Here is a 24,867-nt window from a genome sequence, read left to right as displayed (position 1 = left end):
CTACGCCTCATATGATGTTCTTGTTCATCAGCTCGCAGCTTTGCTAGCGGCTTACTTCCGGCCGGCGTTCCGGAGACCGCACCTCGCGGGTTGGCCCTTGCCATTCGCTAGTGGTTAGCGTTCAATCGGTAAAACCGGCTGAACGGTGATCTTCCCACAGGGGACTTTCACCCCATTAGTTCATGCCCATGCTGGGCGTACACAAGTGCAAGCAATCTGACACTTTAGTCTTGTCGCTGTTTTTGCAAAAATAAAAGCCGGCAAAAGCAGCGCCAATCCTAAGTGCAGTTGTTGCAGGCGTTGAGGCTGTCGCTGTAGAAAAACCCCAAGTCGGACCGATTTTGGTAGTATTGAGAAAACAGACAAGGAGCCGTCGGTATGCCTCGTTTCAAGCACTACAACTACGACCAAGATACGATGGTCGTCATCAACTACCGAGAACAACTCCAGCCCGACACTTTTGAACACGCCGTTCATTACCTGATTGAGCACAAGCTGGATCTGACGGTTTTTCACCCGAAATATCGCAACGACGACACCGGCCGCTTGGCCTACGATCCGGCCATCTTGCTGAAGATCATACTGTTTGCTTATTCCAAAGGCATCACCTCCAGCCGCGAGATCCAGTGGTGCTGCGAGACCAACATCATCTTTAAAGCACTGCCCTGCAATCACCGTCCCGCACTTCACCGCCCTGGCTAAGTTCGTCAGCCAGCACGCCGATGAGATTGAAGAACTGTTCGAGCAAATACTGCTGGTGTGCCATGAACAGGGCCTTTTGGGCAACGAGTTGTTTGCCATCGACGGCTGCAAAATGTCATCAGACGCGGCGAAGGAATGGTCTGGCACCTTTAAAGAGCTGAGCGAAAAACGGGATAAGCTGAAGCGACTGATTCGCCACCACCTGCATGAGCATCATGAGCGGGATGAGGCGGAGACGGAAGCCGAACTGGATAGAGATATTCGACGCGCGAAAACCGTGCTCTCTCTGGATGAGTCGATGAAAAAAGTGGACCGTTTCCTAAAGACAAACAGCCCAAGGATGGGCCAGGGAAACGGCCCAAAGAAGTGAAGAGCAACATCACCGATAACGAAAGCGGCAAGATGACTACCAGCAAAGGCACGATTCAAGGCTATAACGGCGTGGCTACGGTGGACAAAAAACACCAGATTATCATCGATGCTCAAGCCTTCGGTGAAGGCCAGGAACATCACACGTTAAAGCCGGTGTTGGAGACGGTTCAGCGTCGTTTTAAAAAGCTCGGCATTGCCGACAACATCTATCAAACCGGCGCGATAGTGACCGCCGACACCGGCTTCGCCAACGACAAATTTATCTGGAGTAAATTTGACCAGCCGCAGGCTGGCCCGAAGGGCGAGTCTCATGGATGAGACGAGTAAACCCAATATGAAGTACCTGTATGAACGTCAGATCAACGGTTACTTCCAGTTCGACCCGGTTACGATGACGTGCATCTGTCCCGCCGGAGAATCCCTGCGCCACGAAGGCACCCGAACCGACCAAAATGGCGTACCCAGAGCCCGCTTCCAAGGCCGGTTATTGCAGTGTCGCCATTGTCCAAAAAAACATCAATGCATGCAAAACTCCAGCTCAGCAGATCACCACAAGGGAAAAGGGAGACAGGTCTCCTACACCCTGGAGCTCAGGCGCGGCCCAACGTATACCGACTGGATGAAACACCGAGTCGATAGCCAGCAAGGCAAAGCGATTTACGGTCATCGCATGTCCGTGGTTGAGCCCGTGTTCGGCAACATCGGCAGCAACAAACGTCTGAATCGCTTCAGCCTGCGAACTAAGAAAAAAGTGCAGGGTCAGTGGCAGTTGTATTGCTTGGTCCACAACATTGAGAAGCTGGCGAATTATGGGCAGTTAGCGGCATGAAACCGGGGCTAGGATGTGGCCAGATATAGGTCACAGACGGCCATGTGTAGAGTGTTCAGCGCCGGATATCAATAATGCTGTGGTGTTGCCAGCAAATGATCAAATTTACGCCAGTTGATCGCAGGGTGCGAAAAACAACAAAGCGGCTGCGGATTTGGCTCTAAAAAGGGTTTTTCTACAGCCTCGTTATGTACTTTTGACACCCGATACGTTACGGGGTACATTCAAGGAATGATTCGAAGCTTCAAACACAAGGGCTTGGCTAAATTCTTCAAGTCCGGCAGCACCGCAGGGATTCAGGCCGCTCATGCAAAGAGGCTTCGGCTTATTCTCGGTAGGCTAAATGCAGCGTCAGACGTTAATGATATGGACTTACCAGGCCTTCGACTGCACGAGCTCTCGGGGAATCGCACCGGAATTTGGTCAGTGACGGTCAGTGGTAACTGGCGAGTGACGTTCTGGTTTGAGGACGGAGATGCCGAGATAGTGAATTACGAAGATTACCACTGAGGTACCGCCGATGTTGATGCACAACCCTCCCCACCCGGGCGAAGTCTTGCGAGAGCTTTGTCTGGAACCCCTTGGCTTGTCTGTAACGGCTGCCGCAGAAGCATTGGGGGTAAGCCGCAAAACTCTGAGCGCCGTGCTGAACGGCAAGGCTGGTATTAGTCCCGAAATGGCTATTCGGCTTTCTATCGCGTTTGATACCTCGGCAGAAAGTTGGCTGAACCAGCAGTCTCAATATGAACTCTGGCATGCTGAGCAGCACCGTAAAGAGCTCAAGGTTAAGAAGCTTGTCGCTGCCTAGAGCAGCACATAACCAGGCCATGCACCGGATGCCGAACCCTCCGCTTCGCTGCGGCTTTGTCACAGGTGATGGCGAGCGATGTCAAAGAGCCGGCGCTCTATAAGCTCGATATTCTGAATGCTGTCGGGTCATTGGAGGAGCTCCGATCTCCGCCAGGCAATCGGTTGGAGGCTCTGAAGGGAGACTACGTTGGCTTCTATAGTATTCGTGTCAATTCTCAATGGCGTATCGTTTTTCGATGGCAAGGCGCCGGAGCCCACGACGTTAAGATCGTTGACTATCACTGAGGTGTCCCCATGATTCCAACTCACAGAGTAAGTACACATCCCGGCATTATTTTGATAAAGGAGTTCCTTGAGCCTTTAGGGTTGAGTCAAACCGCCTTAGCTGAGCATCTGGGTATTTCTGTTCAGCGTGTAAACGAGATAGTCCGCGGCAAAAGAGGAATAACCCCCGAGACAGCCTGGTTGTTCGCAAAGGCGTTCAACATGTCCCCCGAATTTTGGCTAAGCCTGCAGTCAGCTCACGACCTGTCTTCGCACCGTCCTTTGGTTGAAATTTCACCGTTGGTGTCAACAAGTGCGTAACAATCGGCTGCACCGGCCGCCTGGCCTACGATCCGGCCATCTTGCTGAAGATTATTCTGTTTGCTTACTCCAAAGGCATTACCTCCGTTCTGCACCGCTGTCTCTGTGGTATCAGGACAACGTCGACGACATACCCGCGTTTGAAAAGCAGATGCGTCGGAAGATGCACTATGTCATCCACCCGGATTACCTGTGGAGCAGCATCGCCGAGCTGGCGCGCACGCAGGACGCGGAGCTGTTGCAAACCCTGGCGCGCGGCTTCAAACACATTGAAAACGAATCCTTTGCCAGCACCTTCCAGGGCTTGTTTTCGGAAATTAACCTCCACTCCGAAAAGCTCGGCAAACAATCGACCGACCGGAACAAAAAGCTCTGCACCATCATTACCAAAATCGCCGAGGGCATCGCGCACTTCTCTACCGACAGCGATGTGCTGGGCGATGCCTACGAATACCTGATCGGCCAGTTTGCCGCCGGCTCTGGTAAGAAAGCGGGCGAGTTTTATACCCCTCAATCGGGTGCTTGATTTCGCGTGTGGCTCCGGTTCCTTGTTGCTAAACGTGCGCAGTCAGATGGGCCCGCACGGCATCGGCATGATTTATGGTCAGGAAAAGAACATCACCACCTACAACCTGGCGCGCATGAATATGCTGCTGCACGGGATGAAGGATACCGAGTTCGAAATACACCACAGTGATACCTTGGTGAATGACTGGGATTTGCTCAACGAAATGAATCTGGCCAAAAAACTGCAATGCGATGCGGTAGTGGCGAATCCGCCGTTCAGCTACCGCTGGGAGCCCAATAACGCCCTAGGCGAAGACTTTCGCTTTAAAAGCCACGGCCTAGCCCCAAAATCAGCGGCGGATTTCGCCTTTTTGCTGCATGGTTTTCACTTTCTTGGCGACGAAGGCACCATGGCAATCATTTTGCCCCACGGCGTATTGTTCAGCGGTGGCGCAGAAGCACGCATCCGTGCCAAGTTGCTCAAGGACGGCCACATCGACACCGTGATTGGCCGACCGTCCAACCTGTTTTTCTCCACTGGCATACCCGTGTGCATTCTGGTCCTGAAAAAATGCAAAAAACCCGATGACGTGCTCTTTATCAACGCCAGTGAGCACTTTGAAAAAGGCAAGCGTCAAAATTACTTGCGACCGGAGAATATCGACCAGATTGTCGACTTCTATCAATACCGCAAGGAAGAAGAGCGCTACGTCAGCACTGCAAAGCCAGAAACCGAAATCAAACTTGCAGACGTCCACGCCGAACTTGCCGAGATAGATGAGCGGATGAATAAGGCCGCGAAGGCGCACAATCAATATCTAAAAGAGCTGAACCTGCCGCCCGTCTGACAGAAGACAGCATGATGACCGAGCAGAAGGTTCATAACAATGCGCTGCACTCGGGTAAATTACTCGCTATGCTCGTAATTTACCGGTGAGCTCACCGTTATGTGCCTTGACCACTTCGATCGATAGGGATATCGTAATACCAAAGTCTCATCGATCGGTGCCGCTATGACGGAAGTAACTGTTTCTCCAAAGTATCAGATTGTAATTCCTAAAGAAATTCGAGAATCCATGGGCATAGTCTCTGGGCAAAAGGTCCAAATTATCTCGTATCAAGGACGAATCGAGGTGATCCCGCTAAAATCTATGAAGGAGATGAGGGGCTTCCTCAAGGGGATCGATACCTCAGTAGTCAGGGAAGAAGACAGGGTATGAATGTTGTTGATTCGTCAGCCTGGCTGTCGTATTTCGCCAGTGACAGCAATGCCACGGTATTTGCTGAGCCAATCGAAAAGTTATCGGAGTTGCTGGTGCCGAGCATCACGATTACGGAAGTTTTTAAGAACGTGCTGCGTCAACGCGGAGAAGAGGCGGCCTTGATTGTCACGGCCCATATGAACCAAGGCAAAGTAATCCCGCTGGATTCAGAGTTGGCGATGAATGCCGCCAAGGTTGGTGTTCTTCATAAACTTCCACTAGCTGACAGCATTATCTTTGCCACTGCTCAAAAGTACTCCGCTGTTATCTGGACTCAAGATAATGACTTCGAGGGCTTGGTGAATGTCAGATACATTTCCAAGAAAAACATATAACAATCAGTTTCTACGTGAGGAACCAAGACATGGCTATGCCATTGACCTGATCCCGTACCTCAAAAATCAAGAGTGAAATTAAGTAACCACTGAAATCAGTGACTCTAAGCCCACTGATTTCGATTCAACTGCGAAAAATACTCATGAGTTCCTCACTTCATCGCCTGTACTCTTTTCGTCGCTGTCCCTATGCTATGCGGGCCCGTCTCGGCCTCTTGTTTGCTGATTTGCAGGTGGAGCTTCGGGAGATAATATTGAAAAACAAACCGGACCAGATGCTGGCGATTAGCCCGAAAGGCACCGTGCCTGTTTTACAGCTTTTTGATGGTACCGTGGTTGAAGAGAGCCGGGAAATAATGGTGTGGGCGCTTCGGCAGCAAGATCCACAAGGGCTGTTGGATGCAACGGTTTTGCATCAGGCCAATGCTCTGATTGAGCGAAACGACAATGAATTTAAACATTGGTTGGATCGCTATAAATACGCCGACCGATATCTCGAGATGACCCAGTCAGAGTATCGGCAACAGGGCGAGGCCTTTTTACAGGTTTTAGAGGAGTTGCTGACTAAAAACGTTTACCTACTGGGGGATAACACGACCATCGCCGATATTGGTATCGTGCCTTTTGTCCGTCAATTCGCCCATGTGGATCGCGATGTTTTTTACAACCTACCTTACCCGAACGTGCATCTGTGGTTACAACACTGGCTGGAGCACTCATTCTTTCTGCAAGCCATGACCAAGTTTCGGCCATGGCAAGAGGGAGATGACGTTGTGGTTTTTCCTTCTTAACACTACAAAGAGGCGAATTTAGGGGCCGGATCGGCTGGGCGACATACCGACCAGTCAACGTCGACCCTTAACAAATCCCTTAAAACGCTACTCTGATATTACTTCCTCGCGGAACGAGGCTATCGTTCTTTCCGCCCTGCCCTGAGCCAAATCAAGGCTACTTGCATTCACCGATGGGCACCTTGGCGCATTGCATGCCATTAATCCAGAGTGCACCGCTCAGGTTCGCGGTCACCAGGTTCGCGCCGTTCAGATATGCGTTGTTCAGTTGGCACCCCTCCCAATCAACGTCCAGTGCGGCTGGGTCTGAAGTGGTTGGACCGGTGTTCGGCAACATCGACAGTAACAAAGGCCTGGATCGCTTCAGCCTGCGGAGCAAAAAAAAGGTGCAGGGTCAGTGGCAACTGTATTGCCTGGTGCACAACATTGAGAAGCTGGCCAATTATGGGCAGTTGGCGGCATGATGCAGGTCTATGAAATCGCGAGAAATAGCCCTGAAGCGTCTGACAGGGCGGCATTAGGAGCTGATTAGTGCTATTGATCGAGTATTGCCGACGAACGAACAAGCTTGCACGAGTTAGTGGCAGGCAATGACAAAACAACAAAGCGGCTGATGATTGGGCTCTGTGAAGGGTTTTCTACAGCCTCGTTATGGATAAGGGAGTATTCGTGAAGACCTATAAATTATTAGCTGCGGATCGGACTACTATCATTAGCGAGACGCCAGGGACTTTAGGCGGCAACCAAAGCGCGAATGTTCAACCGGCGAGCGCTTAGCGCCTAAAGGGACTGGGTGAAGCCGATGGCGGCGGTCTGGGTCAGGTTCTCGATAATGGCGGTCAGGGTCGTTTGTTTGCCGTCGTCAGCCCGCTTTGCACCGTCAGTGCACAATCCGGCCCAATCTGAGCAATCATTCTGGCTGAACAGGAACACCGATTCTGGTTCAACGTGAACGGTTGTTCCATCTGAAGCGGTCCTGAGCACTGCCGTCGCACCTGAATGAGCATCGGCCTACCGCCGGTTTTATCCCAGAGCTTAAACGCTACTTCAATGGTTGAAACAACGCCTTCACATCGTCCGCTGTCAGCGCGGCGGAGAAGGTTTCTGTGGTGCCGTACAGGCTGTCGGCGAGCCGGGCTTTTCTCTCTTGCAGGGTTTGTATGCGTTCCTCGACGGTGCCCTCGCAAATCAGCCGGTAGACGAAGACGGGCTTGTCCTGGCCGATGCGCCAGGCGCGGTCTGTGGCCTGGCGTTCGACGGCGGGGTTCCACCAGGGGTCGTAGTGAATCACGCAGTCGGCGGCGACCAGGTTGAGGCCTACGCCGCCGGCTTTCAGGCTGATCAGGAACAAGGGCGCTGCGCCGCTTTGGAACTGTTCTACCGGGGCTGCGCGGTTTTTGGTCTGGCCGGTGAGTTTGGCGTATATCAGCCCGCGCTCCTGAAAGGCTTTTTCGATAATGCCCAGCATGGAGGTGAACTGGGAGAAGATGATGATCTTGCGGCCTTCTTCTAATAGCTCGGTGACCATGTCCAGCAGAAGGTCCAGCTTGGCAGAGGCCAGTTCGCTGTCGCTGGCCTGGCGTTTGAGCAGGGCGGGGTGACAGCAGATCTGGCGCAGTTTCAACAGGGCTTCCAGAATTTCGATCTGGCTGCGGGCGATGCCCTTGTCGGCCATCAGGTCGCGGATCTTTTTGTCCATGCTGGCGCGGATGGTTTCGTACAGGTCGCGCTGGCCCCGGTTGAGCTCAATCATGCGCACCATCTCGGTTTTCTCCGGTAGCTCCGGGGTTACCTGTTCCTTGGTGCGGCGTAGCAGGAAGGGCCGAATGCGACGGCAGAGGGCAGTGTGACGCTCGGGGTTGCCGTCTTTCTCGATGGGGTTGCGAAAGAACTCGCGGAATTCCTGGTGATCACCCAGATAGCCGGGCAGCACCAGGTCGAACAGGGACCAGAGCTCTCCCAGGTGGTTTTCCATGGGGGTGCCGGTGAGGGCGATCTTGTGTTCTGCTTTCAGAGCTCTGGCGGCTTTGGAGACAGCCGCCCTGGGGTTTTTCAGGTTCTGCGCTTCGTCGAAAACCGCGGTGGAATAGGCGGTTTTTTCGTGCATCTCTCCATCCCGGGCCAGCAGCGGATAGCTGGTGATTATCAGGTCGGTGGTGTCCAGTTCCTGGAACTGTTTTTTGCGCTTGGGGCCGTAAAGCACCGTTACCATCAGGCCCGGAGTAAACTTGGCGGCTTCCGCCTTCCAGTTCGGTATCACGCTGGTGGGACAGATCACAATGGCAGGCTTGATAAGGCGACCCGCCTGTTTCTCAACCTGGAGGTGGGCGAGGGTTTGCAGGGTTTTGCCCAGGCCCATGTCGTCGGCCAGCACGCCGCCCAGGCCAGCGTCGCGAAGAAATTGCAGCCAGTTCAGGCCCTCCTGCTGATAGTGGCGAAGATCCGCCTGCAGGCCTTCGGGGGCGGGCACTGTGTCCAGTCCGTTGAAGTCTGCCAGCTTGCGGCCCAGGTCCTGCAGTTGTTCGCCACCACGCCAGTCGGCCTCGGACTGGCCGATCAGCCGGGCGGCTTCAATTCTGGGCAGACGGAAAGGCTCGGACGGGTCTTTGTCCCGGTAGAGTTCGAACAGGGTCTCCAGCATGGGCCTGACCCGTTCCGAAGGCACCCGGATCAGGGTTTCTTCGTCGTGCAGCCAGAGGTTTTCCGGTAGCTGGAGCTCGCCGGTGGAGTCTGTGCCGAAGTCGGGGCGCAGTAATTCCAGGCATTGCATCAGCAGGGGGATCAGGTTGATCTGGTGGCCGTCCTGCATAATGCCCAGCTCCAGGTCGAACCAACCGTCTTCCCCGGCGGCGCTGGAGGCGCCGTACCATTCGTCGGCTTCCACCACCGGCACCTGGAAGGACTCGTCCATTTCAATGACCCAGCCTTCGGTCTCCAGAGCTGGGAGCGTCCAGGCCAGAAAGTCCAGCCAGTCTCCATGGGCGGGAAAGGTCAGATCGTTCCGGATAGCCGGGGGCAGGGTCATCAGCCCCTCGGCCATTTGCGCCAGGGGAACCAGGCCGACAATCCGGTTCCGGTGTTCGAACTCCCTGCGCGGGTTGCGTTCAACCAGCAAGGTTTCGCCGTCCTGTTCCAGCTGGACAACGGCCATGGTCTCGCCCAGACCCAGAATCACTCCGTCGTAGCTGAACAGCAGTTTGGCAGCCATCTGTGGCGGCAGGCCGTCAGGCCGGGGCAAGGAATAGAGCTGGAGAATGGGTGTCGGGTCGGCCTGAATGCTGCGGGGTTCCCGGATGCCCTCCGGCAGGCCGATGTTGAATTGCTCCAGCACGGGTTTCAGGTGCAGAACATGGCGGCTGATATCTTCGGAGCTCAGGGACGGCGTCGCCAACAACAAGTCCAGGCCCCCCCCGGAAGAGGGTAGGTTCAGGCGACCGATTTTGTGATTCCGGGTGTCGATGTACCAGGGGGGTTCCGTGGCGACAACCCGGTATTCCTCCGGATGCTCCTTAAGAAGGAGGCTCCAGCGGTCGTCCGGACCCTGCTGCCAGATAAACTCCGTCTCCACTGGCTCGCCGGCGCTCAGTGGCTGGTCGCTCTTGTGGGTCCAGTAAAGGCGGCCCGTGGCCACCGCCGCTTCCAGGAAGTGGGCTCCGATAGAACCTTCCAGCGCCTGGACAAGCCGGTGCGCAGTGGGAGTGGCCTTTAACCAGCACAAGGCAGGAACGTCAGCATCCTGGATGTATTTGGGGCGGTTGTAGTCGAGGGTGGCGTTGGTCCAGGAGGTGGTCAGTGAGATCTGGCCGAACTGGCCGTTTTTACGGATGCGGGCCTTACTGACCGAGACGGACAGATCATTCCCGAATCTCGATTCTTCCAGTGTGTAGACGAGTCGCTCGTTGGAGGGCTTCGCCTGTGTTTTGGAGCGAGCCTGCAGAGCATTGAGCCAGTTGGTCAGGGCGAGATCGTTTGTTCCGGACGGGCGGTCGGTTGCCTCCTGTTCCTGGCGACGGTTGGCCTCCAGTAACACGGCCACCGCATGTTTGCACAAATTCCCTACCGGACAAGTGCACAAGGAACGCAGAGCCCATGGGCTGTGGGGGTCAATGGTGACCAGGGTCTGGTAGGTCTGACCGCTGCCTTCCACCTGGGCATCCAGTTTGCGGATGCTGGCCCCCTCCAGGGAGCTGTTCAGGTAAAGAACCCGCTCCTCGTTGAAGTAGCGTCTGCCCCTTTGCAGGGTAGCGGTTCCGAAAACCTCGAGCAGGGTTGGTTGGTCAATCAGTATGGTCATGGTGCGTCCAGGCAAAGCCGGCATTGTAATATACTCGGGTGCTCAGAACAGCCCGGGGGCGATTCGAATGTCGCATTGGGTGGGGCCGCCCTGAACAAGTGGCAGCCCGGAGGATACGTGGCCTATATTGAAAACCATACGGTAGAGAAAATGGGCATCCCCGGTGCTTCTCTATTTAGGAAATATCGTCGGCGAACTATTAATCAACCGTCCGGCAGCTCCGGACGAAACCACTACCGGGCCGGCTCACGGCCGCCCGGTCGGTAGGCTTTTATCTTGAACTGAGACGGATACAACAGCACCTCAATACGTCGGTTTTTCCGACGACTGACAGTATCAATTTCCTTAACCAGCGGTCGGGTATCCGCAAAACCCACTGCCTGCATCCGGCTGGGGTCGATACCGGCCTCTCTCAACACCCGCACCGCTGACGCAGCCCGTGACGCCGATAACTCCCAGTTGGTTGGATACAAACTCTGCAAAGCAGGAGCAATGGAGCGGCTGTCGCTGTGCCCCTGAATACTGATCAGGTGATCCGGAAAGCTTTTCAGTGCATCAGCGAGCAACGTCAGGGTGTGCCGGCCGGCTTTGCCGATTCTGGCAGAACCGGAATTAAACACGATGCTCTCCGGCAGCTTGATCACGGTGGTGCCATCTTCCAGCCGGGACACCAGACTTTCCTTCTCATGACTCAGGGATTGCAGCCGCGACTGAAGGTTATCGGTTGCCGCTTTTTCCTGTGCCATCCGGGCTTCCAGCACGTTGATGGTCTCGGTGGCAGACTGGCTGCGAGCTTGCTGTAGCGCGAGCTGCTCACGTGCTTGTTGGTATTGCTCAGCAACAGACTGGCGCTGCTCGGTCGCCGACGCCAGTGCGGATTGATGCTGCCGGACTTCCCGGCGCGCATCGGCAAGCGCGACGTTGGCTTCCGCCAGCTGTTTTTCAAGCTCGGCAATGCGGTTCTGCGCGTCGGTCTGCTTGGCGGTCGCCGTGTTCAGGTCTGACGTCAGTGCGTCGCGTCGCTGGGATAAGCTCTCAACGTGCTTGGTGGCTGCAGCCAGCTGCGCCGTAAGAGCAGCGATCTGATCCCGGCTCCGTTTGAGCTGACTACCCTGCTCGGCGACCTGCCCCTCCCGTTTGGCCAACGCCGCCTGCGCTGTTTCCAGCTGGGACTTGAGCTTCTCAACCTGCTGTTGCGCAGTCTGCAAGTCGGCCTTGGCCCCGGCCAGCGTCTGACGCAGGCGGTCGAGTTCGGCTTCCAGTTTATCCGCACTGTTGGTGCGATGTTCGAGCCGCGCCCGAGCTGCCGTCAGCGCCTGCTCGTTTTGTTGCAGTTGGCTACGCAGATCTTCCGCCTTGGATTCAGCGGTCAAGCGTGCATCGGTCAGCTGCGTTATATCCGACTGCAGGGAGCGGTAGCCGTATAGTGCCAGCCCGCCTGCCAGAATCAGTACCACCACCAGTCCACTGTTTACCCAACCTCTGCGCGACATCACTCACCCTGCCTGCGTTTTATGACGACATATCGGGGAAGTCTAGCAGAGACTATTGAACAGCAATGAGGTAAGCGCCAATAAATTCGCACCTGTATCCAGAATCCAGAGTTCGCCACACTGATTCCTGCCTGTCACCCGAGGAGATTACGATGGGCGTTTGGCTACTATGCCGTCTGCTGACTTCTGCGCAATCACCGGCGGGGTTACCCCTATCGGCGCTATCGGTTGTCCACCTCGTTCGCTCGCAACCGCCGATGGCAACGGCTGCGCCCAGGCTTGATCGACCAGTGGCCTGACTGGTAATTGACCGATCGCTCGTTGAGCAGATCCCGAAGCGTCGGACCGCCCCAGATAAGAGCATGAACTTTCACCGCACAACTGCATCATTTACGGTGGCCGTCAGATCACGCGGCTTCGCGGGAGGCCGTCCCGTCGGCTTGTGCCAACTCGCCTCCGGCCTACGCCTCATATGATGTTCTTGTTCATCAGCTCGCAGCTTTGCTAGCGGCTTACTTCCGGCCGGCGTTCCGGAGACGGCGCCTCGCGGGTTGGCCCTTGCCATTCGCTAGTGGTTAGCGTTCAATCGGTAAAACCGGCTGAACGGTGATCTTCCCACAGGGGACTTTCACCCCATTAGTTCATGCCCATGCTGGGCGTACACAAAACGCTCAAGTACGTTCCCGGCCTGCGGCCGTCCACCGGACGGCTTTTAGCCGGGGGGTGACGGGGTCAGGTCTTGCGTTTTGCCCGTGCCCTGCCATTTCGTCGTAACTGTCGCGGTCTATCCCAACGACGTAAGGATCCAAGGAACGGCCATGCCACTATAGCTGGAGTTTGCGGAACGAGGCTATTATTCGAGAGGCAAAACGCAAGACCTGACCCCGTATCCGTCGAGACCTGACCCCGTATCCGTCGAAGGCAAGGCCCGTACCCGGTATGAGTTTGGCTCAAAGGTCAGCGTGGTGACCACGGCCCGTGAGGGTTTTAAGCCGTGAATGGACAGGAACAATGTTGCAGTCACTCGGAGTCAATGCACATCGCTGGGTAATAATTGCCGGTAATGCAGTACCGTCACCACATCGATCTGGTGCTTTTTCACACAATAAATCAATCGATAAGGTCGGATAAGCACCTCACGCAAGTCGGCCAGCCGCCAGGACCGGCGTAGTAATTTCTCGACAACGTCACGGGCTACTTTGGGATTGTCTTTCGCAATATAGCTTTCGATTTCTCGTAGTCTTGCTTTCGCCCGCTTCGTCCACTGAACCTTCATGGGGTGATGCCGAACTCCTTCATCACATCTTCCACAGGCGTCGTGCGGCCAGCATCACTGTCCGCTAGCCCTAGTTCAATTTCCCGGCGTTCAACCAGTCGATAAACGACATCATCCCATGTCGCATCCGTGGGTAACTGATCAATCAACTGATGGGCCGCTTGCTTAATATCTATCGCCGTTTGCATGCTACGTACCTCGGTTTCATGTTGATTTATCATATCAAGTTTCCTCTCAGACGGCCTTCACCTTAAAAGTAAACCTGTATGATGAAATTTGTGTGAATGGACAGGCACAACGTAACCTCCCCACCCCCCACCAATGGACGGTCACAGATGACCCTCGTCAAAATTTGGAATAGAATGCCAACTGACCAACAAAAATAAATCTGCCCCGGTTTCTCGAAACCGTAGGAGGAAAGGAAAATGGCGGCACTTATACCTCGTTCAGTGACAGAGCCTGACCAGCCACGTTGGCGTGAGCTGTTCTACGGCTACGCAGCGTTCTACAAATCGCCCATAGACGACGATATCGCCGCTCGGGTCTGGGCTGGTCACTAGACCCTGACCACGTCATGGAAGGCATTATTGTCTACCGATGTTGAATGGACAAGCACAGCATAGCCCGACTATAGGCTCATATTTCAAGCAAGAGGCGCAAGATGACACGTCTGGCGACGGGGAAGAAATCCAAGAAAACGCAATCAGAATTTCAGAAACTCTGGGCAAAGGCGGAAAAACTGAAACAGGAAAATGCCCGATTTCGTGATCGCCTGGATGACATAATACAGCGCATCCAAACCGACATAGGCCCTGTGGAAGAAGCCGCCGCCACGCAACAGATACCCCTGCTGAAACGGTTATTAGCGCTGGGGCAACGAAGGTCTTTGTTGCAATGGCAGCGGCAGGCGCTGGATGACTGGATTCGCGAAATACTGGAGCCGTTAATGGGTATTGACGGTATCGAGCATGACGTTCTGGAAGAATTGTCTCGTTACGATGCCTTTCGCTTGGGGATAGAGCTGGATGAGACGTCCTCCATCCCGTTGCAGGATCAGTTGCGAACTTATTTTGAGCAGGAACAACTAGAGTTGCAGGGGGAAAGCCAGGACTGGCAACAGCAAGTCCATCGTGACGTTGAAAAAATTCTTGAGCAAACCTTGGGCCCTGAGCCAATTATGCCTGAGCAGCACGGCGAGAATGCAGACGATCTTTTTGGGAACGAACTGATATACGAGCAGCAGCGCCAATACGATGCTGATGTTAAAGCTCGAAACGCCGCTCGCGAGGAATTACTGGAGAAAATGTTTGCGACAGGCGGATTCTCTGAAAACGACGAAGATGACCGTTTTGATTTCGGTCCGGATCCGTTTGACTTCGATTCGGCGGTTACAGAAGAGGATGAAAGCGAGGTACCGGCGGCTATCAGTAATGTTGTTTTCAAGCGATTGTTTCGAAGTATTGCCGCTCGATTACATCCGGATCGCGAGCGCGACCCGGATAAGCGTGAGAAAAAGCACACCCTGATGACCAGATTGCTTGATGCGCGAAATCAGGGTGACGTCATGACCATTGTTTTGATGTATCAGGAACATGTAGGTGAGGATGCCACTTTATCGAAATTGGATGAAAAGCAGTTACTCCAGGCGTTGAAAGGGCAAATTGATGAGCTGCGATATGAGCAGGAGGATTACAGCCTCCAGTCCCCCCTGCATCGTATGGCCTACGAGCAGTTCTACTCCACCCACCGTGAAAAAACCAATCGGGCTTTCAAGCAACACATCCGGAAAATTGAAAACACTGGCTCAGAGGCATGCTTATTGGCACTGGAAATAACATCACTCAGGGCTCTTAAACCGCATCTCGAGCTGCGTTATGACGAGCGCTCTATCAGCGCGCTGGAAGCGTTTTTTGATTTCAGGTGATGAACAGGACACCACCCAGGCTCGCTCGCGTTAGGGCATGTCCGACAATTCTGGCCGGCACTGATATCTGAAGAGATATTTGAATGGACAGGCACTACATAGCCCGCGGAGAAAAGAGAAGGTGCAGGGTCAGTGGCAGTTGTATTGCCTTGTACACAATATCGAGAAGCTGGCGAATTACGGACAGTTAGCGGCATGATATCGAGGCTGGGATTTGGCCAGAAATAGGCCACAGGCGGATACGAGATGGCGATGATCCTATGGCGAATAGTTAACAAGCGCTTTCAAGAGCATGCGCTGGATGGCGGTGGCGCAAAGCTCTACGAAGGCCGTTGGCACACACAAGGTACGGCCATGGTTTACGCCGCAACATCCAAATCACAGGCCCTTCTTGAAGTACTGACCCACGTGAGTGTGTCTCGCCCAACTCACGATTACATTGCCATTCCAATCTTGGCTCCCAATTCAGTTGTAGGAGCCTATTGGACAGGCGAGTTTCAAATTTCTGAAGAACAGTATAGTTCGGGAAACGATGTGGGTGCCGCAACAAGCGCATGTCAATCTGTTTTCTCTGGTATCGGTTACGCGGAATACTCTCCACTTTTACTCAGTATTACGATTCCAATTGTTGGAAAGCATGTCGATCAAGAACCAAGTTTTGGATCGATTATGAGAGTGGATAGCAAAACCTGTATGGACAGGCACAACGTAGCCTGAAAATCCTGAACCTGCTGTGAGGCGCTTGGTGTGATATCACTGAAACCACGATCAGACCGCACGGTCACAGCGGGGGTTGGCGAACTGATGTAGTTCATTGCCTGGGTTGCGGTAAGGACATTGGCCGTCACCGGGAAAAACAGACTGGTTCCCGGGTGCAAGACAGGCAGTGTAGCGGGTGTCGCCGGGTACATGGAGAAATCCTGGCTCGCCGGCTGGGATAAAAGTACCGGGGGAAACTCGGCAACATTTACCGTGAGTTTGTGCACCGGAGGCTACGTTGTGCCTGTCCATTCTTACTTCCACAGGGGACTTTCACCCCATTAGTTCATGCCCATGCTGGGCGTACACAATCGGCTGCACAGCGACCGTTTTTCCGCCGCTTCGCGGCTCCAAACCGGCGCGTGAGAAGGGCGTTAGGTCAACACCCGGTGCTCTGCTACGTCAGCACCAAAGTTTGTCGTAGCACAGGTTGATGCGCAAGTAATATGCGCATATTATGGGTATTCCACACCTTACGAGTACTGACCCATGCAAGCTTCTGAAGCCACCAAACCTTCACGAAAGCCAACAAACCTATCGCTGGATAGTGCTCTTCTCAAAGAAGCAAAAGGTTTGGGAATCAATGTTTCGAGGTCTGCAGAGGCAGGGATCGCGGAGGCTGTGAAACTTTATAAGAAGGCGAACTGGCTGAAAGATAACGCTAGCGCCCTCGCGAGCTCGAACGCATACGTTGAAGCTAACGGTTTGCCTCTCGCACAGTATCGTCAGTTCTGATGGCCCGTTTCGATATCTTTGAAAATAAGGGTGGAGCTGGATTTCTATTGGACGTCCAGTCAGACCTTATCAGTAGCTTGAACACCCGCGTTGTCGTGCCACTGTTGCCCAAAACCTCGGCACCGTCCCCTGCGCAGAGGCTTAATCCTGTATTTAATATTGAGGGGCAAGAGGTAGTAATGGCCACTCAGTACATGGCGGCTGTTTCCGAAGGTGAATTGCGTTTCGGCGTTGGCAGCCTTGCTAAACAACAGGATCAGATTTCTGCAGCGTTGGACATGCTATTTTTGGGCTTTTGATACAAAAAAAATTCTGATCTTAGTTTTGTACCGCAGTCGTCTAACAAATCGCAGCAGCGGATGGCTTTCAGCCGCCGCTTATCTCAGCGTTGAGGCTGTAGAAAAACCCCAAACTAGGCCGGTTTTGGCAGTATTGAGCAAACAGACAGGGAGCCGTCGGTATGCCTCGTTTCAAGTACTACAACTACGACCAAGATACGATGGTTATCATCAACTACCGAGAACAACTCCAGCCCGGCACTTTTGAACACGCCGTTCACTACCTGATTGAACACAAGCTGGATTTGACGGTGTTTCATCCCAAGTATCGCAACGACGACACCGGCCGCCTGGCCTACGATCCGGCCATCTTGCTGAAGATCATACTGTACGCCTACTCCAAAGGCATCACCTCCAGTCGCAAGATCCAATGGTGCTGCGAGACCAACATCATCTTTAAAGCACTGCCCTGCGATACCGTCCCGCACTTCACCACCCTGGCCAAGTTCGTCAGCCAGCACGCCGATGAGATTGAAGAGCTTTTCGAGCAAATACTTCTAGTGTGCCATGAACAGGGCCTTCTGGGCAACGAACTGTTTGCCATCGACGGCTGCAAGATGTCGTCAGACGCCGCGAAGGAATGGTCTGGTACCTTTAAAGAGCTGGGCGAAAAGCGGGATAAGCTGCAACGGTTGATTCGCCACCATTTGCATGAGCATCACGAGCGGGATGAGGCCGAAACGAAAGCGGCAAGATGACCATGCCATGCACTGGTGCAACGATTACGTGAAGTGGTACAACTACTTGCAACACCACAGCAGTCTTGAAGGGTTTACGCCGGCATTAGCCATCACTGGAGAAAAGCGATATGAACATAGCTTCCGCACCCTATCCAATCGGTACGCCCGGTGCTCCTTGGGGCGACGAGGAACGCGCCGAATGGTTGTCACGACAGCCCCGGCAACGCAGCTACGAGTCCGAGGTATTGAGTGTGACCGAGCGCCTGCGCTCGCGCTTCGACGCGGAACAGTATGGCCGTCTGGACTATGGCCCCGAAAGCTATCCGCTGATGGCGATCCGCAGTCGCGACTGGCGTGACGATTTGCCGGTTGTGCTGATAACGGGCGGAGTACACGGCTATGAAACCAGTGGTGTACACGGCGCGCTGCAGTTTGTCGATCAGCATGCGGCGGATTACGCGGGCCGCTCGTTCCGCCATGGCAGTCCGGCTGAGGATTCGGCGGCACTCATGCGACTGGTGGCGCCCGTTCGCGATAAAGTACTGATGCATATCGACCTGCACGAAACCACCGATACCGACGAAACCGAGTTTCGTCCCGCGCTGGCGGCCCGCGACGGCAAGCCGTTCGAGCCGGCTGGGATTCCCGATGGCTTCTATCTGGTCGATGACAGCGAAAACCCGCAGCCTGAATTTCAACAGGCGGTGATTGAGGCGGTGGAGCAGGTCACTCATATCGCTCCGGCCGATGACAACGGCGAGATCATCGGCACACCGGTGGTTACTCGGGGCGTTATCCAGTATCCGCTCAAGCAGCTGGGCCTGTGCGCCAGTATTACCAGCGCCCCATACAAGACCACCACTGAGATCTATCCCGACAGCCCCCGTACAACGCCCGAGCAATGCAATGCTGCACAGGCTGCCGCAGTGTGTGCGGCTATCGACTACGCGCTGGCGCATCAGTAATCAGGCATATGCTCAGGCAGAGAGCCGAGGCGATCAAAAATTCGAGGATTAAAATATGATTTTAAGGGTTTTCGGCACCGTTGGGACATTTCTTCTAGTTTTCCTGGGGCTAATGTATGAAGTTGGCGACTTTAACGTCGAAGAATTTTTCGTTTTTCTGGGACTCGCGTCTATAGCGGGCTTAATCGCTTGGTTTAAACTTTTTAAACCAAGCTCTAGACGTAAAGGCAATTAATATCAGTCCGTTTAGGAAAATGCCAATCGCGCCAGACTTGGTTGCGTTGATTAAAAAAGCCAAGTCCGCTGATTTCGATTCAACTGCGAAAAAAGACCCATGACGTCCTCACTTCACCGCCTGTACTCTTTTCGTCGCTGTCCCTATGCTGTGCGGGCCCGTCTCGGCCTCTTGTTTGCTGGTTTGCAGGTGGAGCTGCGGGAGATCATGTTGAAAAACAAACCGGTCCAGATGCTGGCGATTAGCCCGAAAGGCACGGTGCCTGTTTTACAGCTTTTTGATGGTACCGTGGTTGAAGAGAGCCGGGAAATAATGGTGTGGGCGCTTCGGCAGCACGATCCACAAGGACTGTTGGATGCAACGGTTTTGCATCAGGCCAACGCTCTGATTGAGCAAAACGACAACGAATTTAAATATTGGTTGGATCGCTATAAATACGCCGACCGATATCTGGAAATGACCCAGTCAGAGTATCGGCAACGGGGTGAGGCGTTTTTACAGGTTTTAGAAGAGTTGCTGACTAAAAACCCTTACCTACTGGGGGACAGCGCGACCATTGCCGATATTGGTATCGTGCCTTTTGTCCGCCAATTCGCCCATGTCGATCGCGATGTTTTTGACAGCCTACCTTACCCGAACCTGCATCTGTGGTTACAACGCTGGCTGGAGCACTCATTCTTTCTGCAAGCCATGACCAAGTTTCGGCCGTGGCAAGAGGGAGATGACGTTGTGGTTTTTCCTTCTTAGTACTGAGCACGTAAACTTTCTTGGCCTTTTTAATCGACCGCCATTAGTTAACCACTACAGTTCCGGAATTAGTTGCCCCCTACAGTTACTTCCTTGCGAAACGGACAAGTCTGTCAGCCAGCCCGCCCATAGCCACAAGGCGAACTTTCCATGGCCTCTTTGGTCCCATTCTATAGTCGCCGCTTTTTGTGACCCGCGCCATGCCTGGAACACCCAACATTACTGGAGAAAATTTATATGCATATCCAAATAAATACAGACAAGAATATTTCCGGAAACGAGGCCATGACGCAAAGTGTCAAAGAAATTCTTGACCACGTTCTAGCGCGCTTCGCTGGTCAAATCACTAGGCTGGAAGTGCATCTTAGTGACGAGAACAGCGCCTCGAAGTCGGGCATTATTGACAAGCGATGCCTGCTAGAGGCTCGACTTGCAGGTCGTGAACCGGTATCAGTAAGCGATTTGGAACTCACGATTGAGCAATCGGTAACCGGTGCTGCCCATAAGATGGTTAGCCTGCTGGGCAGTGAACTAGGCAAGCTCGGCAAACGCTAACGGCTGTCGGTCATAGGCCGAACAAGTCACTGCAGTTGACCAGTCAATACGCTGCGGCGCTTCGCTCTGCTCTGTATTGCTCGTCAACTGAGCTCGAGCGTTATGTGTAATATATGAATCAAGCATTGCCAACCGCTTTGCGGGCGACTGGAAGACGGAATAGGGGAACTACTCAGGCTACTTTTCCGACCCCGATGGCCGCCGGATGTTTTTGACACGCTGACCTGATCCCATAACAAGGCCGCGGTTACTCGCTTACAACAGTAACCGGCCCGGTGGCGTGCCTGATGACTTTTTCACTGACACTGCCCAAAGTCAGGCTGCGCACTGCGGAATGGCCACGCCGTCCCAAAACCATGTGAGTGCTCGGATTGGCTTCCAGATACTCGATGATTTCATGAGCGGGATCCCCTTTGAGCAGGATCTCTTCGGTTGGATCGAGCTTCCCACTCACGGCCTCTTTCGCGGCGTCGAACACTTTACGCCCATAGTCTTTGATTGATCTGAACCGTCGCAAGCGACCGGTACTTGGTGAATTATGCAATGGTTTTCTAGTTGGACTTGGACGCTGCTGCTATTGATGCCCCTGCTGTGCCACGCGGAAACTAGCGATTGGCAGGCAGCATTAAAGAGCGATGCAGCGCGTTTTGATCGCCTGCACACGTTGGTGGTCGTCCATCAGGGACAAGAAATTGTGGCGCTGGATTTAAAGAACAGGGGTTTGGACACGCCGACCAATATTAAGTCGTTGTCCAAGACGGTGCTGGCCGCCCTGGTGGGCGTTGCCATCGAAAAAGGAGTGTTTGAGGGGACCGATCAATCGGCAATGGAAACACTGGGCGACCGGGTGCCGGCCTCGGCCACCGACGGCGTGGAACGCATCACTATTGGACACCTGTTGTCTTTGCAGGCCGGGCTGCAGCGAACATCCGGTCGCCATTATGGCGGTTGGGTGAACAGCGATAATTGGGTGCACCACGTGTTAACCCGGCCCTTCGTTGATGAGCCGGGCGGGCGCATGCTCTACTCCACTGGCAGCAGCCATCTGCTCTCCGCCGCGTTGACCGAGAGCGCCGGTCGAAGCACCCGGGCCTTGGCACGGGAATGGCTGGGCGAGCCCCTCAATATCACATTCCCGGACTGGGGCCGGGACCCCCAGGGGATCTATTTTGGCGGCAACAACATGCGTATGTCGCCCCGTGATCTAGCGAAAATCGGCGAGCTGTATCGTAACCAGGGGCGAGTGGGAGACCAGATTTTGTTCCAAGAAAACTGGGTGAGCGAATCCTGGACCGGGCGGGGGAAATCAGCCTACACCGATGATCCCTACGGTTACGGCTGGTTTTTGCATTCACTGGCGGGCGAATCCGGTTACTACGGGCGCGGTTATGGCGGTCAAGTGCTCTACGTGATTCCTTCCCTGGAATTAACAGTCGTAATGACGTCGGACCCTACCCCACCGTCGCCAGGCTCATCCTATCTGCGCCGCCAATTCCAATTGATTGAAGACCACATCATCCCGGCCTTTCGTGACTAGAGTTCAAGGTTGATAGGAATCAGAGTACCCTGCAGCTCGCCGGTACGCCCCACGCGGCCTTTCTGGTTTATCAATTCGTTAGACGATCAAGGATTTCAAATGGCGATGCATATAATACGGACGTTGGTGCTTTCCTGTTTTTTCTGTTTCAGCGCTGCTGCGGCATCGGCTGAGACCTTGGTATTTACGGCCATCCCGGATGAAGACGAAACCAAACTTGTTGAGCGTTTTCGCGGTGTCGCGGACTACCTGTCTGAGCAACTGAATGTTGATGTGCGCTATATTCCAGTGAAGTCCTACGCGGCTGCCGTTTCAGCGTTCCGTAACAATCAGGTTCAGCTGGCGTGGTTTGGCGGTCTTTCTGGTGTGCAGGCGCGCAGGCTGGTTCCGGGCTCTGAAGCCATCGCCCAAGGTGTTGAAGACGAAGCCTTCGAAACCTATTTTATTGCCAATACCAACACGGGCATAAAACCCGCTGCAGCGCTTTCAGAGCTCAAAGATCATTTGCAAGGTAAAACCTTTACCTTCGGTTCCAAAGGCTCGACATCTGGCCGGCTCATGCCTGAGTTCTATGTGCGCGACACCTTTGGTGCAAAGCCTGAGGACTTTTTTTCGCGCGTTGGCTTCAGCGGCAACCATACACGCACCCTTCGCCTGGTTGAAGCCGGCACTTACGATGTAGGCGCGCTGAACTTTCAGGTTTGGGAGAAAGAACTGGGTGATGGAAACATAGACACCGATGCCGTTCAGGTGATCTGGAAAACGCCCCACTACCCGGATTATCAGTGGACGATTCGTGGCGATGTGGATGAGCGTTTTGGTGATGGCTTCAAGCAGCGCGTTACCGAGGCGCTATTGAACCTTGATAACCCGGAACTGCTGGCAAGCTTCCCGCGTTCAGGGTTTATTCCTGCTTCCAACGCCGACTATGAGCCGATTCGTAAAACAGCTCAAGAGATCGGGATTCTCGATTAATGACAGGTTTTGACCTTACCGACCTTACCGCCTCATTCAGCGGCAAGCGGGTTATAGGCCCGTTGTCGCTGAAGGTTAATCCGGGCGACAAAATCGCGCTGGTGGGTAAAAGCGGTGCGGGAAAATCCACCTTGATTCGGCTGATTTACGAACGGATTAACCGGGATTCGTCTCTGATCCCTCAAGATCTTGGCCTGGTAAACGCCCTTTCGGTGTTCCACAACGTCTTTATGGGCCAGCTTGATAAACATCCCACGTGGTACAACGCCCTCACGCTTGCCCGTCCGTTCGCCAAAGACAAGGCTGACGTGCTGACCTTATTGCAGTCACTGGGTATCACCGAAAAGCTATGGACACCCGCAGCCTCTCTGTCCGGTGGGCAGCGCCAGCGTGTTGCTATCGCGCGAGCGCTGTACCGTAACGCCACCGTGCTGCTGGCCGATGAGCCGGTTTCTGCACTCGATGGCCCCATGGCGAACTCGGTCATGATGCAACTGCGTGATCGCTTCACCACCAGTGTTATTGCGCTGCACGATGTGGACCTTGCATTGAATTACTGTACCCGAATCGTTGGCATCCAGGATGGCCAGGTCGCCTTGGATCAACCCAGCGAACACCTTGCAGCGGCAGACATCGTATCTCTTTACTAGGTAACGCGGCCCGTTCTATGCCCTCTTCCCCAACGGTTCGTGTCAGCCTGATGTTCCTTGCCATCGCCTTGATTGGGTTGCTGTTTGCAGATATCGCAGTTAGCACCTCCAACCCCTGGCGGGATCTCGGTAATTTCCTTTTTGGCATCGCAACGCCCAACTTTTTCAGCACTGAAGGGTTGATGACCGCACTGTTGAGAACGGTGGCCTTTGCCTTTGTCGGGGTTGCGCTTGGCAGTGTCGCAGGCTTCCTGATGGCATTGGCTTACCGATCCCTGCCCGTTCGGATTTTTTGCGCCTTTATTCGCGCCATTCACGAGCTTTTCTGGGCGTTGATTTTCCTGCAGTTCTTTGGTTTTCACCCACTCACGGGCGTATTGGCCATCGCCATTCCCTACGCCGGGATTTTCGCCAAGGTCTATTCAGAAATCCTAGAAGAGGCCGATCCCGAATCCGGCCGTGTGCTGCCGCCCGGCACTGGGAATATTTCGGCGTTCCTCTATGCCCGTATTCCCGATTGCTGGGCAAAGATGCGCACCTACACAGCCTACAGGCTGGAATGCGGTCTTCGCTCCAGTGCAATTCTTGGCTTCGTTGGCCTGCCCACACTTGGCTTTTACCTTGAAGCATCGTTCTCCCAAGGGCTTTATTCCGACGCTGGCGCGATGCTGATTCTGTTCTATGTATTAATCGCCACCATGCCGCTCTGGGTAAGGCCAAAGCTTCTGCCCGTGTACGTTCTTGGCGCTCCCTTTTTTCTGGGTGAAGGGTTACCAATTGTATGGGGTAATGTGCAGCGTTTTTTCACCGAAGACATCGTGCCCGCGCCATTGCGCAACGGGGAAGGTTTAACGGGGCTAACGCCTTGGCTAAGTGATTTGATGATCAACGAGGCCATGCCGGGCATCTGGAACACCATCGTGCTCACTCAGATCGCGCTTGTAGCGACAGGGATTCTCTCGTTACTGGCATTCCCCTTGATATCAAACCACTTTGGCGGGCCTATACGGCGCAATGCCGGGCATGTGGCTCTGGTAATCGCGCGATCCACGCCTGAGTACATTCTGGCGTATATTCTGCTGCAACTCTGGGGGCCTTCAATGCTGCCTGCGGTGGTTGCTTTAGCGCTGCACAACGGTGGGATTATCGGGCACCTGATTGGCCGGCAAACCAATGCCATCAAACTCCGCGCAGACGCTGCAGACGGTTTCAACCGTTATAGCTGGGAGCTGGTACCCCGCGTATATCGCTCATTTCTGGCGCTGCTGTTCTATCGCTGGGAAATCATTATGCGGGAGACAGCCATACTGGGAATTCTCGGCATCTACACGCTTGGGTTCTATGTCGACAGCGCTATTCAGAACATCCGTTTTGATCGTGCCATGGTGCTGATTCTGATAACGGCGCTGCTCAACATTGGAATTGATACTCTCGGGCGTTATATTCGCCGTAAGCTCGCCCTGCAAACCATGCCGACCTGCTGAACGAGAAACCGTTAGGCACTGAAAGAA

The 24,867-nt window shown here is 54.1% G+C and carries 26 protein-coding genes and 4 pseudogenes; 23 read left to right on the top strand and 7 right to left on the bottom strand.

Annotated elements, in window-relative coordinates; genetic code table 11:
• Nucleotides 1-378: 378 nt before the first annotated feature.
• The 9 genes and pseudogenes from ATG98_RS23025 to ATG98_RS16430 all read left to right on the top strand — a co-directional run bounded on the left by ATG98_RS23025 (nt 379) and on the right by ATG98_RS16430 (nt 6,193).
• Nucleotides 379-1,903 (top strand): annotated as a pseudogene (locus ATG98_RS23025) (transposase).
• 231 nt (nt 1,904-2,134) lie between these two features.
• Entirely contained in the window at nt 2,135-2,413 is a 279-nt protein-coding gene (locus ATG98_RS16465; protein WP_007349587.1) for a type II toxin-antitoxin system RelE/ParE family toxin, read from the top strand.
• Between the two features lie 10 nt (nt 2,414-2,423).
• On the top strand, nt 2,424-2,711 hold the full coding sequence (locus ATG98_RS16460) for a HigA family addiction module antitoxin (protein ID WP_026596149.1): 288 nt from the start codon (nt 2,424-2,426) through the stop codon (nt 2,709-2,711).
• Nucleotides 2,712-2,779: 68 nt separating this feature from the next.
• On the top strand, nt 2,780-2,998 hold the full coding sequence (locus ATG98_RS16455; RefSeq protein WP_098418185.1) for a type II toxin-antitoxin system RelE/ParE family toxin: 219 nt from the start codon (nt 2,780-2,782) through the stop codon (nt 2,996-2,998).
• A gap of 9 nt (nt 2,999-3,007) precedes the next feature.
• Complete coding sequence (locus ATG98_RS16450; RefSeq protein ID WP_081622979.1) at nt 3,008-3,298, top strand: HigA family addiction module antitoxin; 291 nt, start codon at nt 3,008-3,010, stop codon at nt 3,296-3,298.
• An 88-nt stretch (nt 3,299-3,386) separates the two neighbouring features.
• A pseudogene (locus ATG98_RS16445) lies at nt 3,387-4,653 on the top strand (type I restriction-modification system subunit M); the annotation flags it as partial.
• 165 nt (nt 4,654-4,818) lie between these two features.
• Complete coding sequence (locus ATG98_RS23020; protein ID WP_098418184.1) at nt 4,819-5,025, top strand: AbrB/MazE/SpoVT family DNA-binding domain-containing protein; 207 nt, start codon at nt 4,819-4,821, stop codon at nt 5,023-5,025.
• Nucleotides 5,022-5,402 (top strand): type II toxin-antitoxin system VapC family toxin, encoded by a 381-nt coding sequence (locus tag ATG98_RS16435; RefSeq protein WP_098418183.1) that lies wholly within the window; start codon nt 5,022-5,024, stop codon nt 5,400-5,402. The genes ATG98_RS23020 and ATG98_RS16435 overlap by 4 nt, the downstream gene beginning before the upstream one ends.
• Before the next feature lie 143 nt (nt 5,403-5,545).
• Nucleotides 5,546-6,193 carry a glutathione S-transferase gene (locus ATG98_RS16430; protein WP_179888185.1) on the top strand — a complete coding sequence of 216 codons (648 nt, stop codon included), beginning with the start codon at nt 5,546-5,548 and terminating at the stop codon, nt 6,191-6,193.
• Between the two features lie 157 nt (nt 6,194-6,350).
• On the opposite strand, the gene ATG98_RS23015 is transcribed toward ATG98_RS16430, so the two are convergent.
• Complete coding sequence (locus tag ATG98_RS23015; RefSeq protein ID WP_143751121.1) at nt 6,351-6,530, bottom strand: pentapeptide repeat-containing protein; 180 nt, start codon at nt 6,528-6,530, stop codon at nt 6,351-6,353.
• Between ATG98_RS23015 and ATG98_RS23010 the strand changes: the two are divergent.
• Nucleotides 6,505-6,657 (top strand): annotated as a pseudogene (locus ATG98_RS23010) (transposase); the annotation flags it as partial. The gene ATG98_RS23015 and the pseudogene ATG98_RS23010 sit on opposite strands and share 26 nt — an antisense overlap.
• 316 nt (nt 6,658-6,973) lie before the next feature.
• Here the strand turns inward: ATG98_RS23010 and ATG98_RS16415 are convergent.
• The 5 genes from ATG98_RS16415 to ATG98_RS16395 all read right to left on the bottom strand — a co-directional run bounded on the left by ATG98_RS16415 (nt 6,974) and on the right by ATG98_RS16395 (nt 13,477).
• Nucleotides 6,974-7,177: a hypothetical protein gene (locus tag ATG98_RS16415; RefSeq protein WP_098418181.1), complete on the bottom strand. Its 204-nt coding sequence runs from the start codon at nt 7,175-7,177 to the stop codon at nt 6,974-6,976.
• 58 nt (nt 7,178-7,235) lie between these two features.
• A complete protein-coding gene (locus ATG98_RS16410) occupies nt 7,236-10,487 on the bottom strand; it encodes a DEAD/DEAH box helicase (RefSeq protein WP_179888184.1) in 3,252 nt (1,083 codons plus the stop codon).
• Nucleotides 10,488-10,720: 233 nt separating this feature from the next.
• The gene (locus tag ATG98_RS16405) at nt 10,721-11,980 is read right to left on the bottom strand and encodes an OmpA family protein (RefSeq protein ID WP_098423858.1); all 1,260 of its coding nucleotides are present in this window, start codon (nt 11,978-11,980) and stop codon (nt 10,721-10,723) included.
• Nucleotides 11,981-13,010: 1,030 nt separating this feature from the next.
• Nucleotides 13,011-13,256: a type II toxin-antitoxin system RelE/ParE family toxin gene (locus tag ATG98_RS16400; protein ID WP_098423857.1), complete on the bottom strand. Its 246-nt coding sequence runs from the start codon at nt 13,254-13,256 to the stop codon at nt 13,011-13,013.
• The gene (locus ATG98_RS16395; RefSeq protein ID WP_218925881.1) at nt 13,253-13,477 is read right to left on the bottom strand and encodes a hypothetical protein; all 225 of its coding nucleotides are present in this window, start codon (nt 13,475-13,477) and stop codon (nt 13,253-13,255) included. The genes ATG98_RS16400 and ATG98_RS16395 overlap by 4 nt, the downstream gene beginning before the upstream one ends.
• A gap of 204 nt (nt 13,478-13,681) precedes the next feature.
• Between ATG98_RS16395 and ATG98_RS22750 the strand changes: the two genes are divergently transcribed.
• From ATG98_RS22750 to ATG98_RS16350, 9 genes and pseudogenes are all read left to right on the top strand, one after another.
• Entirely contained in the window at nt 13,682-13,816 is a 135-nt protein-coding gene (locus ATG98_RS22750; protein WP_267283846.1) for a hypothetical protein, read from the top strand.
• A 101-nt stretch (nt 13,817-13,917) separates the two neighbouring features.
• Nucleotides 13,918-15,180 (top strand): hypothetical protein, encoded by a 1,263-nt coding sequence (locus ATG98_RS16390; RefSeq protein WP_098418177.1) that lies wholly within the window; start codon nt 13,918-13,920, stop codon nt 15,178-15,180.
• 246 nt (nt 15,181-15,426) lie between these two features.
• Nucleotides 15,427-15,897: an RES family NAD+ phosphorylase gene (locus tag ATG98_RS16385; RefSeq protein WP_098423856.1), complete on the top strand. Its 471-nt coding sequence runs from the start codon at nt 15,427-15,429 to the stop codon at nt 15,895-15,897.
• Nucleotides 15,898-16,428: 531 nt separating this feature from the next.
• Nucleotides 16,429-16,674, top strand: a complete 246-nt coding sequence (locus tag ATG98_RS16380; protein WP_098418175.1) for a type II toxin-antitoxin system CcdA family antitoxin — start codon at nt 16,429-16,431, stop codon at nt 16,672-16,674.
• Nucleotides 16,674-16,973, top strand: a complete 300-nt coding sequence (locus ATG98_RS16375; protein WP_098418174.1) for a CcdB family protein — start codon at nt 16,674-16,676, stop codon at nt 16,971-16,973. Before ATG98_RS16380 ends, ATG98_RS16375 begins: the two co-directional genes overlap by 1 nt.
• A 161-nt stretch (nt 16,974-17,134) precedes the next feature.
• Nucleotides 17,135-17,701, top strand: a pseudogene (locus ATG98_RS16370) (transposase); the annotation flags it as partial.
• A 119-nt stretch (nt 17,702-17,820) separates the two neighbouring features.
• Nucleotides 17,821-18,657 carry a peptidase gene (locus ATG98_RS16365; protein WP_098423855.1) on the top strand — a complete coding sequence of 279 codons (837 nt, stop codon included), beginning with the start codon at nt 17,821-17,823 and terminating at the stop codon, nt 18,655-18,657.
• A 334-nt stretch (nt 18,658-18,991) separates the two neighbouring features.
• Complete coding sequence (locus ATG98_RS16355) at nt 18,992-19,639, top strand: glutathione S-transferase (RefSeq protein WP_098423853.1); 648 nt, start codon at nt 18,992-18,994, stop codon at nt 19,637-19,639.
• A gap of 285 nt (nt 19,640-19,924) precedes the next feature.
• Nucleotides 19,925-20,194 (top strand): hypothetical protein, encoded by a 270-nt coding sequence (locus ATG98_RS16350; protein ID WP_228706174.1) that lies wholly within the window; start codon nt 19,925-19,927, stop codon nt 20,192-20,194.
• Nucleotides 20,195-20,441: 247 nt separating this feature from the next.
• Here ATG98_RS16350 and ATG98_RS16345 read toward each other — a convergent pair whose 3' ends face one another.
• Nucleotides 20,442-20,672 carry a universal stress protein gene (locus ATG98_RS16345; RefSeq protein WP_228706173.1) on the bottom strand — a complete coding sequence of 77 codons (231 nt, stop codon included), beginning with the start codon at nt 20,670-20,672 and terminating at the stop codon, nt 20,442-20,444.
• 60 nt (nt 20,673-20,732) lie between these two features.
• Between ATG98_RS16345 and ATG98_RS16340 the strand changes: the two genes are divergently transcribed.
• The 4 genes from ATG98_RS16340 (at nt 20,733) to ATG98_RS16325 (ending at nt 24,840) form a co-directional block, all read left to right on the top strand.
• Nucleotides 20,733-21,731 (top strand): serine hydrolase domain-containing protein, encoded by a 999-nt coding sequence (locus tag ATG98_RS16340; RefSeq protein WP_098423850.1) that lies wholly within the window; start codon nt 20,733-20,735, stop codon nt 21,729-21,731.
• A gap of 99 nt (nt 21,732-21,830) precedes the next feature.
• Entirely contained in the window at nt 21,831-22,706 is an 876-nt protein-coding gene (locus tag ATG98_RS16335; protein WP_218925880.1) for a putative selenate ABC transporter substrate-binding protein, read from the top strand.
• Nucleotides 22,706-23,356, top strand: a complete 651-nt coding sequence (locus ATG98_RS16330; RefSeq protein ID WP_098423849.1) for an ATP-binding cassette domain-containing protein — start codon at nt 22,706-22,708, stop codon at nt 23,354-23,356. The genes ATG98_RS16335 and ATG98_RS16330 overlap by 1 nt, the downstream gene beginning before the upstream one ends.
• Nucleotides 23,357-23,373: 17 nt before the next feature.
• Nucleotides 23,374-24,840 carry a PhnE/PtxC family ABC transporter permease gene (locus ATG98_RS16325; protein WP_098423848.1) on the top strand — a complete coding sequence of 489 codons (1,467 nt, stop codon included), beginning with the start codon at nt 23,374-23,376 and terminating at the stop codon, nt 24,838-24,840.
• The last annotated feature ends 27 nt before the right edge of the window (nt 24,841-24,867 follow it).

It is taken from the genome of Marinobacter sp. LV10R520-4 (assembly GCF_002563815.1).
Classification (GTDB): Bacteria; Pseudomonadota; Gammaproteobacteria; order Pseudomonadales; family Oleiphilaceae; genus Marinobacter.
The sequence above is the reverse complement of the archived record's forward strand: the minus strand, read 5'-3'. Positions and strand labels throughout refer to the sequence as shown.

Bases quoted from the DNA above. Each gene is read 5' to 3' on its own strand.
- ATG98_RS16465 (WP_007349587.1), top strand. From the start codon at position 2,135: ATGATTCGAAGCTTCAAACACAAGGGCTTGGCTAAATTCTTCAAGTCC.
- ATG98_RS16460 (WP_026596149.1), top strand. From the start codon at position 2,424: ATGTTGATGCACAACCCTCCCCACCCGGGCGAAGTCTTGCGAGAGCTT.
- ATG98_RS16455 (WP_098418185.1), top strand. From the start codon at position 2,780: ATGGCGAGCGATGTCAAAGAGCCGGCGCTCTATAAGCTCGATATTCTG.
- ATG98_RS16450 (WP_081622979.1), top strand. From the start codon at position 3,008: ATGATTCCAACTCACAGAGTAAGTACACATCCCGGCATTATTTTGATA.
- ATG98_RS23020 (WP_098418184.1), top strand. From the start codon at position 4,819: ATGACGGAAGTAACTGTTTCTCCAAAGTATCAGATTGTAATTCCTAAA.
- ATG98_RS16435 (WP_098418183.1), top strand. From the start codon at position 5,022: ATGAATGTTGTTGATTCGTCAGCCTGGCTGTCGTATTTCGCCAGTGAC.
- ATG98_RS16430 (WP_179888185.1), top strand. From the start codon at position 5,546: ATGAGTTCCTCACTTCATCGCCTGTACTCTTTTCGTCGCTGTCCCTAT.
- ATG98_RS23015 (WP_143751121.1), bottom strand. From the start codon at position 6,530: ATGTTGCCGAACACCGGTCCAACCACTTCAGACCCAGCCGCACTGGAC.
- ATG98_RS16410 (WP_179888184.1), bottom strand. From the start codon at position 10,487: ATGACCATACTGATTGACCAACCAACCCTGCTCGAGGTTTTCGGAACC.
- ATG98_RS16405 (WP_098423858.1), bottom strand. From the start codon at position 11,980: ATGTCGCGCAGAGGTTGGGTAAACAGTGGACTGGTGGTGGTACTGATT.
- ATG98_RS16400 (WP_098423857.1), bottom strand. From the start codon at position 13,256: ATGAAGGTTCAGTGGACGAAGCGGGCGAAAGCAAGACTACGAGAAATC.
- ATG98_RS16395 (WP_218925881.1), bottom strand. From the start codon at position 13,477: ATGATAAATCAACATGAAACCGAGGTACGTAGCATGCAAACGGCGATA.
- ATG98_RS22750 (WP_267283846.1), top strand. From the start codon at position 13,682: ATGGCGGCACTTATACCTCGTTCAGTGACAGAGCCTGACCAGCCACGT.
- ATG98_RS16390 (WP_098418177.1), top strand. From the start codon at position 13,918: ATGACACGTCTGGCGACGGGGAAGAAATCCAAGAAAACGCAATCAGAA.
- ATG98_RS16385 (WP_098423856.1), top strand. From the start codon at position 15,427: ATGGCGATGATCCTATGGCGAATAGTTAACAAGCGCTTTCAAGAGCAT.
- ATG98_RS16380 (WP_098418175.1), top strand. From the start codon at position 16,429: ATGCAAGCTTCTGAAGCCACCAAACCTTCACGAAAGCCAACAAACCTA.
- ATG98_RS16375 (WP_098418174.1), top strand. From the start codon at position 16,674: ATGGCCCGTTTCGATATCTTTGAAAATAAGGGTGGAGCTGGATTTCTA.
- ATG98_RS16365 (WP_098423855.1), top strand. From the start codon at position 17,821: ATGAACATAGCTTCCGCACCCTATCCAATCGGTACGCCCGGTGCTCCT.
- ATG98_RS16355 (WP_098423853.1), top strand. From the start codon at position 18,992: ATGACGTCCTCACTTCACCGCCTGTACTCTTTTCGTCGCTGTCCCTAT.
- ATG98_RS16350 (WP_228706174.1), top strand. From the start codon at position 19,925: ATGACGCAAAGTGTCAAAGAAATTCTTGACCACGTTCTAGCGCGCTTC.
- ATG98_RS16340 (WP_098423850.1), top strand. From the start codon at position 20,733: ATGCAATGGTTTTCTAGTTGGACTTGGACGCTGCTGCTATTGATGCCC.
- ATG98_RS16335 (WP_218925880.1), top strand. From the start codon at position 21,831: ATGGCGATGCATATAATACGGACGTTGGTGCTTTCCTGTTTTTTCTGT.
- ATG98_RS16330 (WP_098423849.1), top strand. From the start codon at position 22,706: ATGACAGGTTTTGACCTTACCGACCTTACCGCCTCATTCAGCGGCAAG.
- ATG98_RS16325 (WP_098423848.1), top strand. From the start codon at position 23,374: ATGCCCTCTTCCCCAACGGTTCGTGTCAGCCTGATGTTCCTTGCCATC.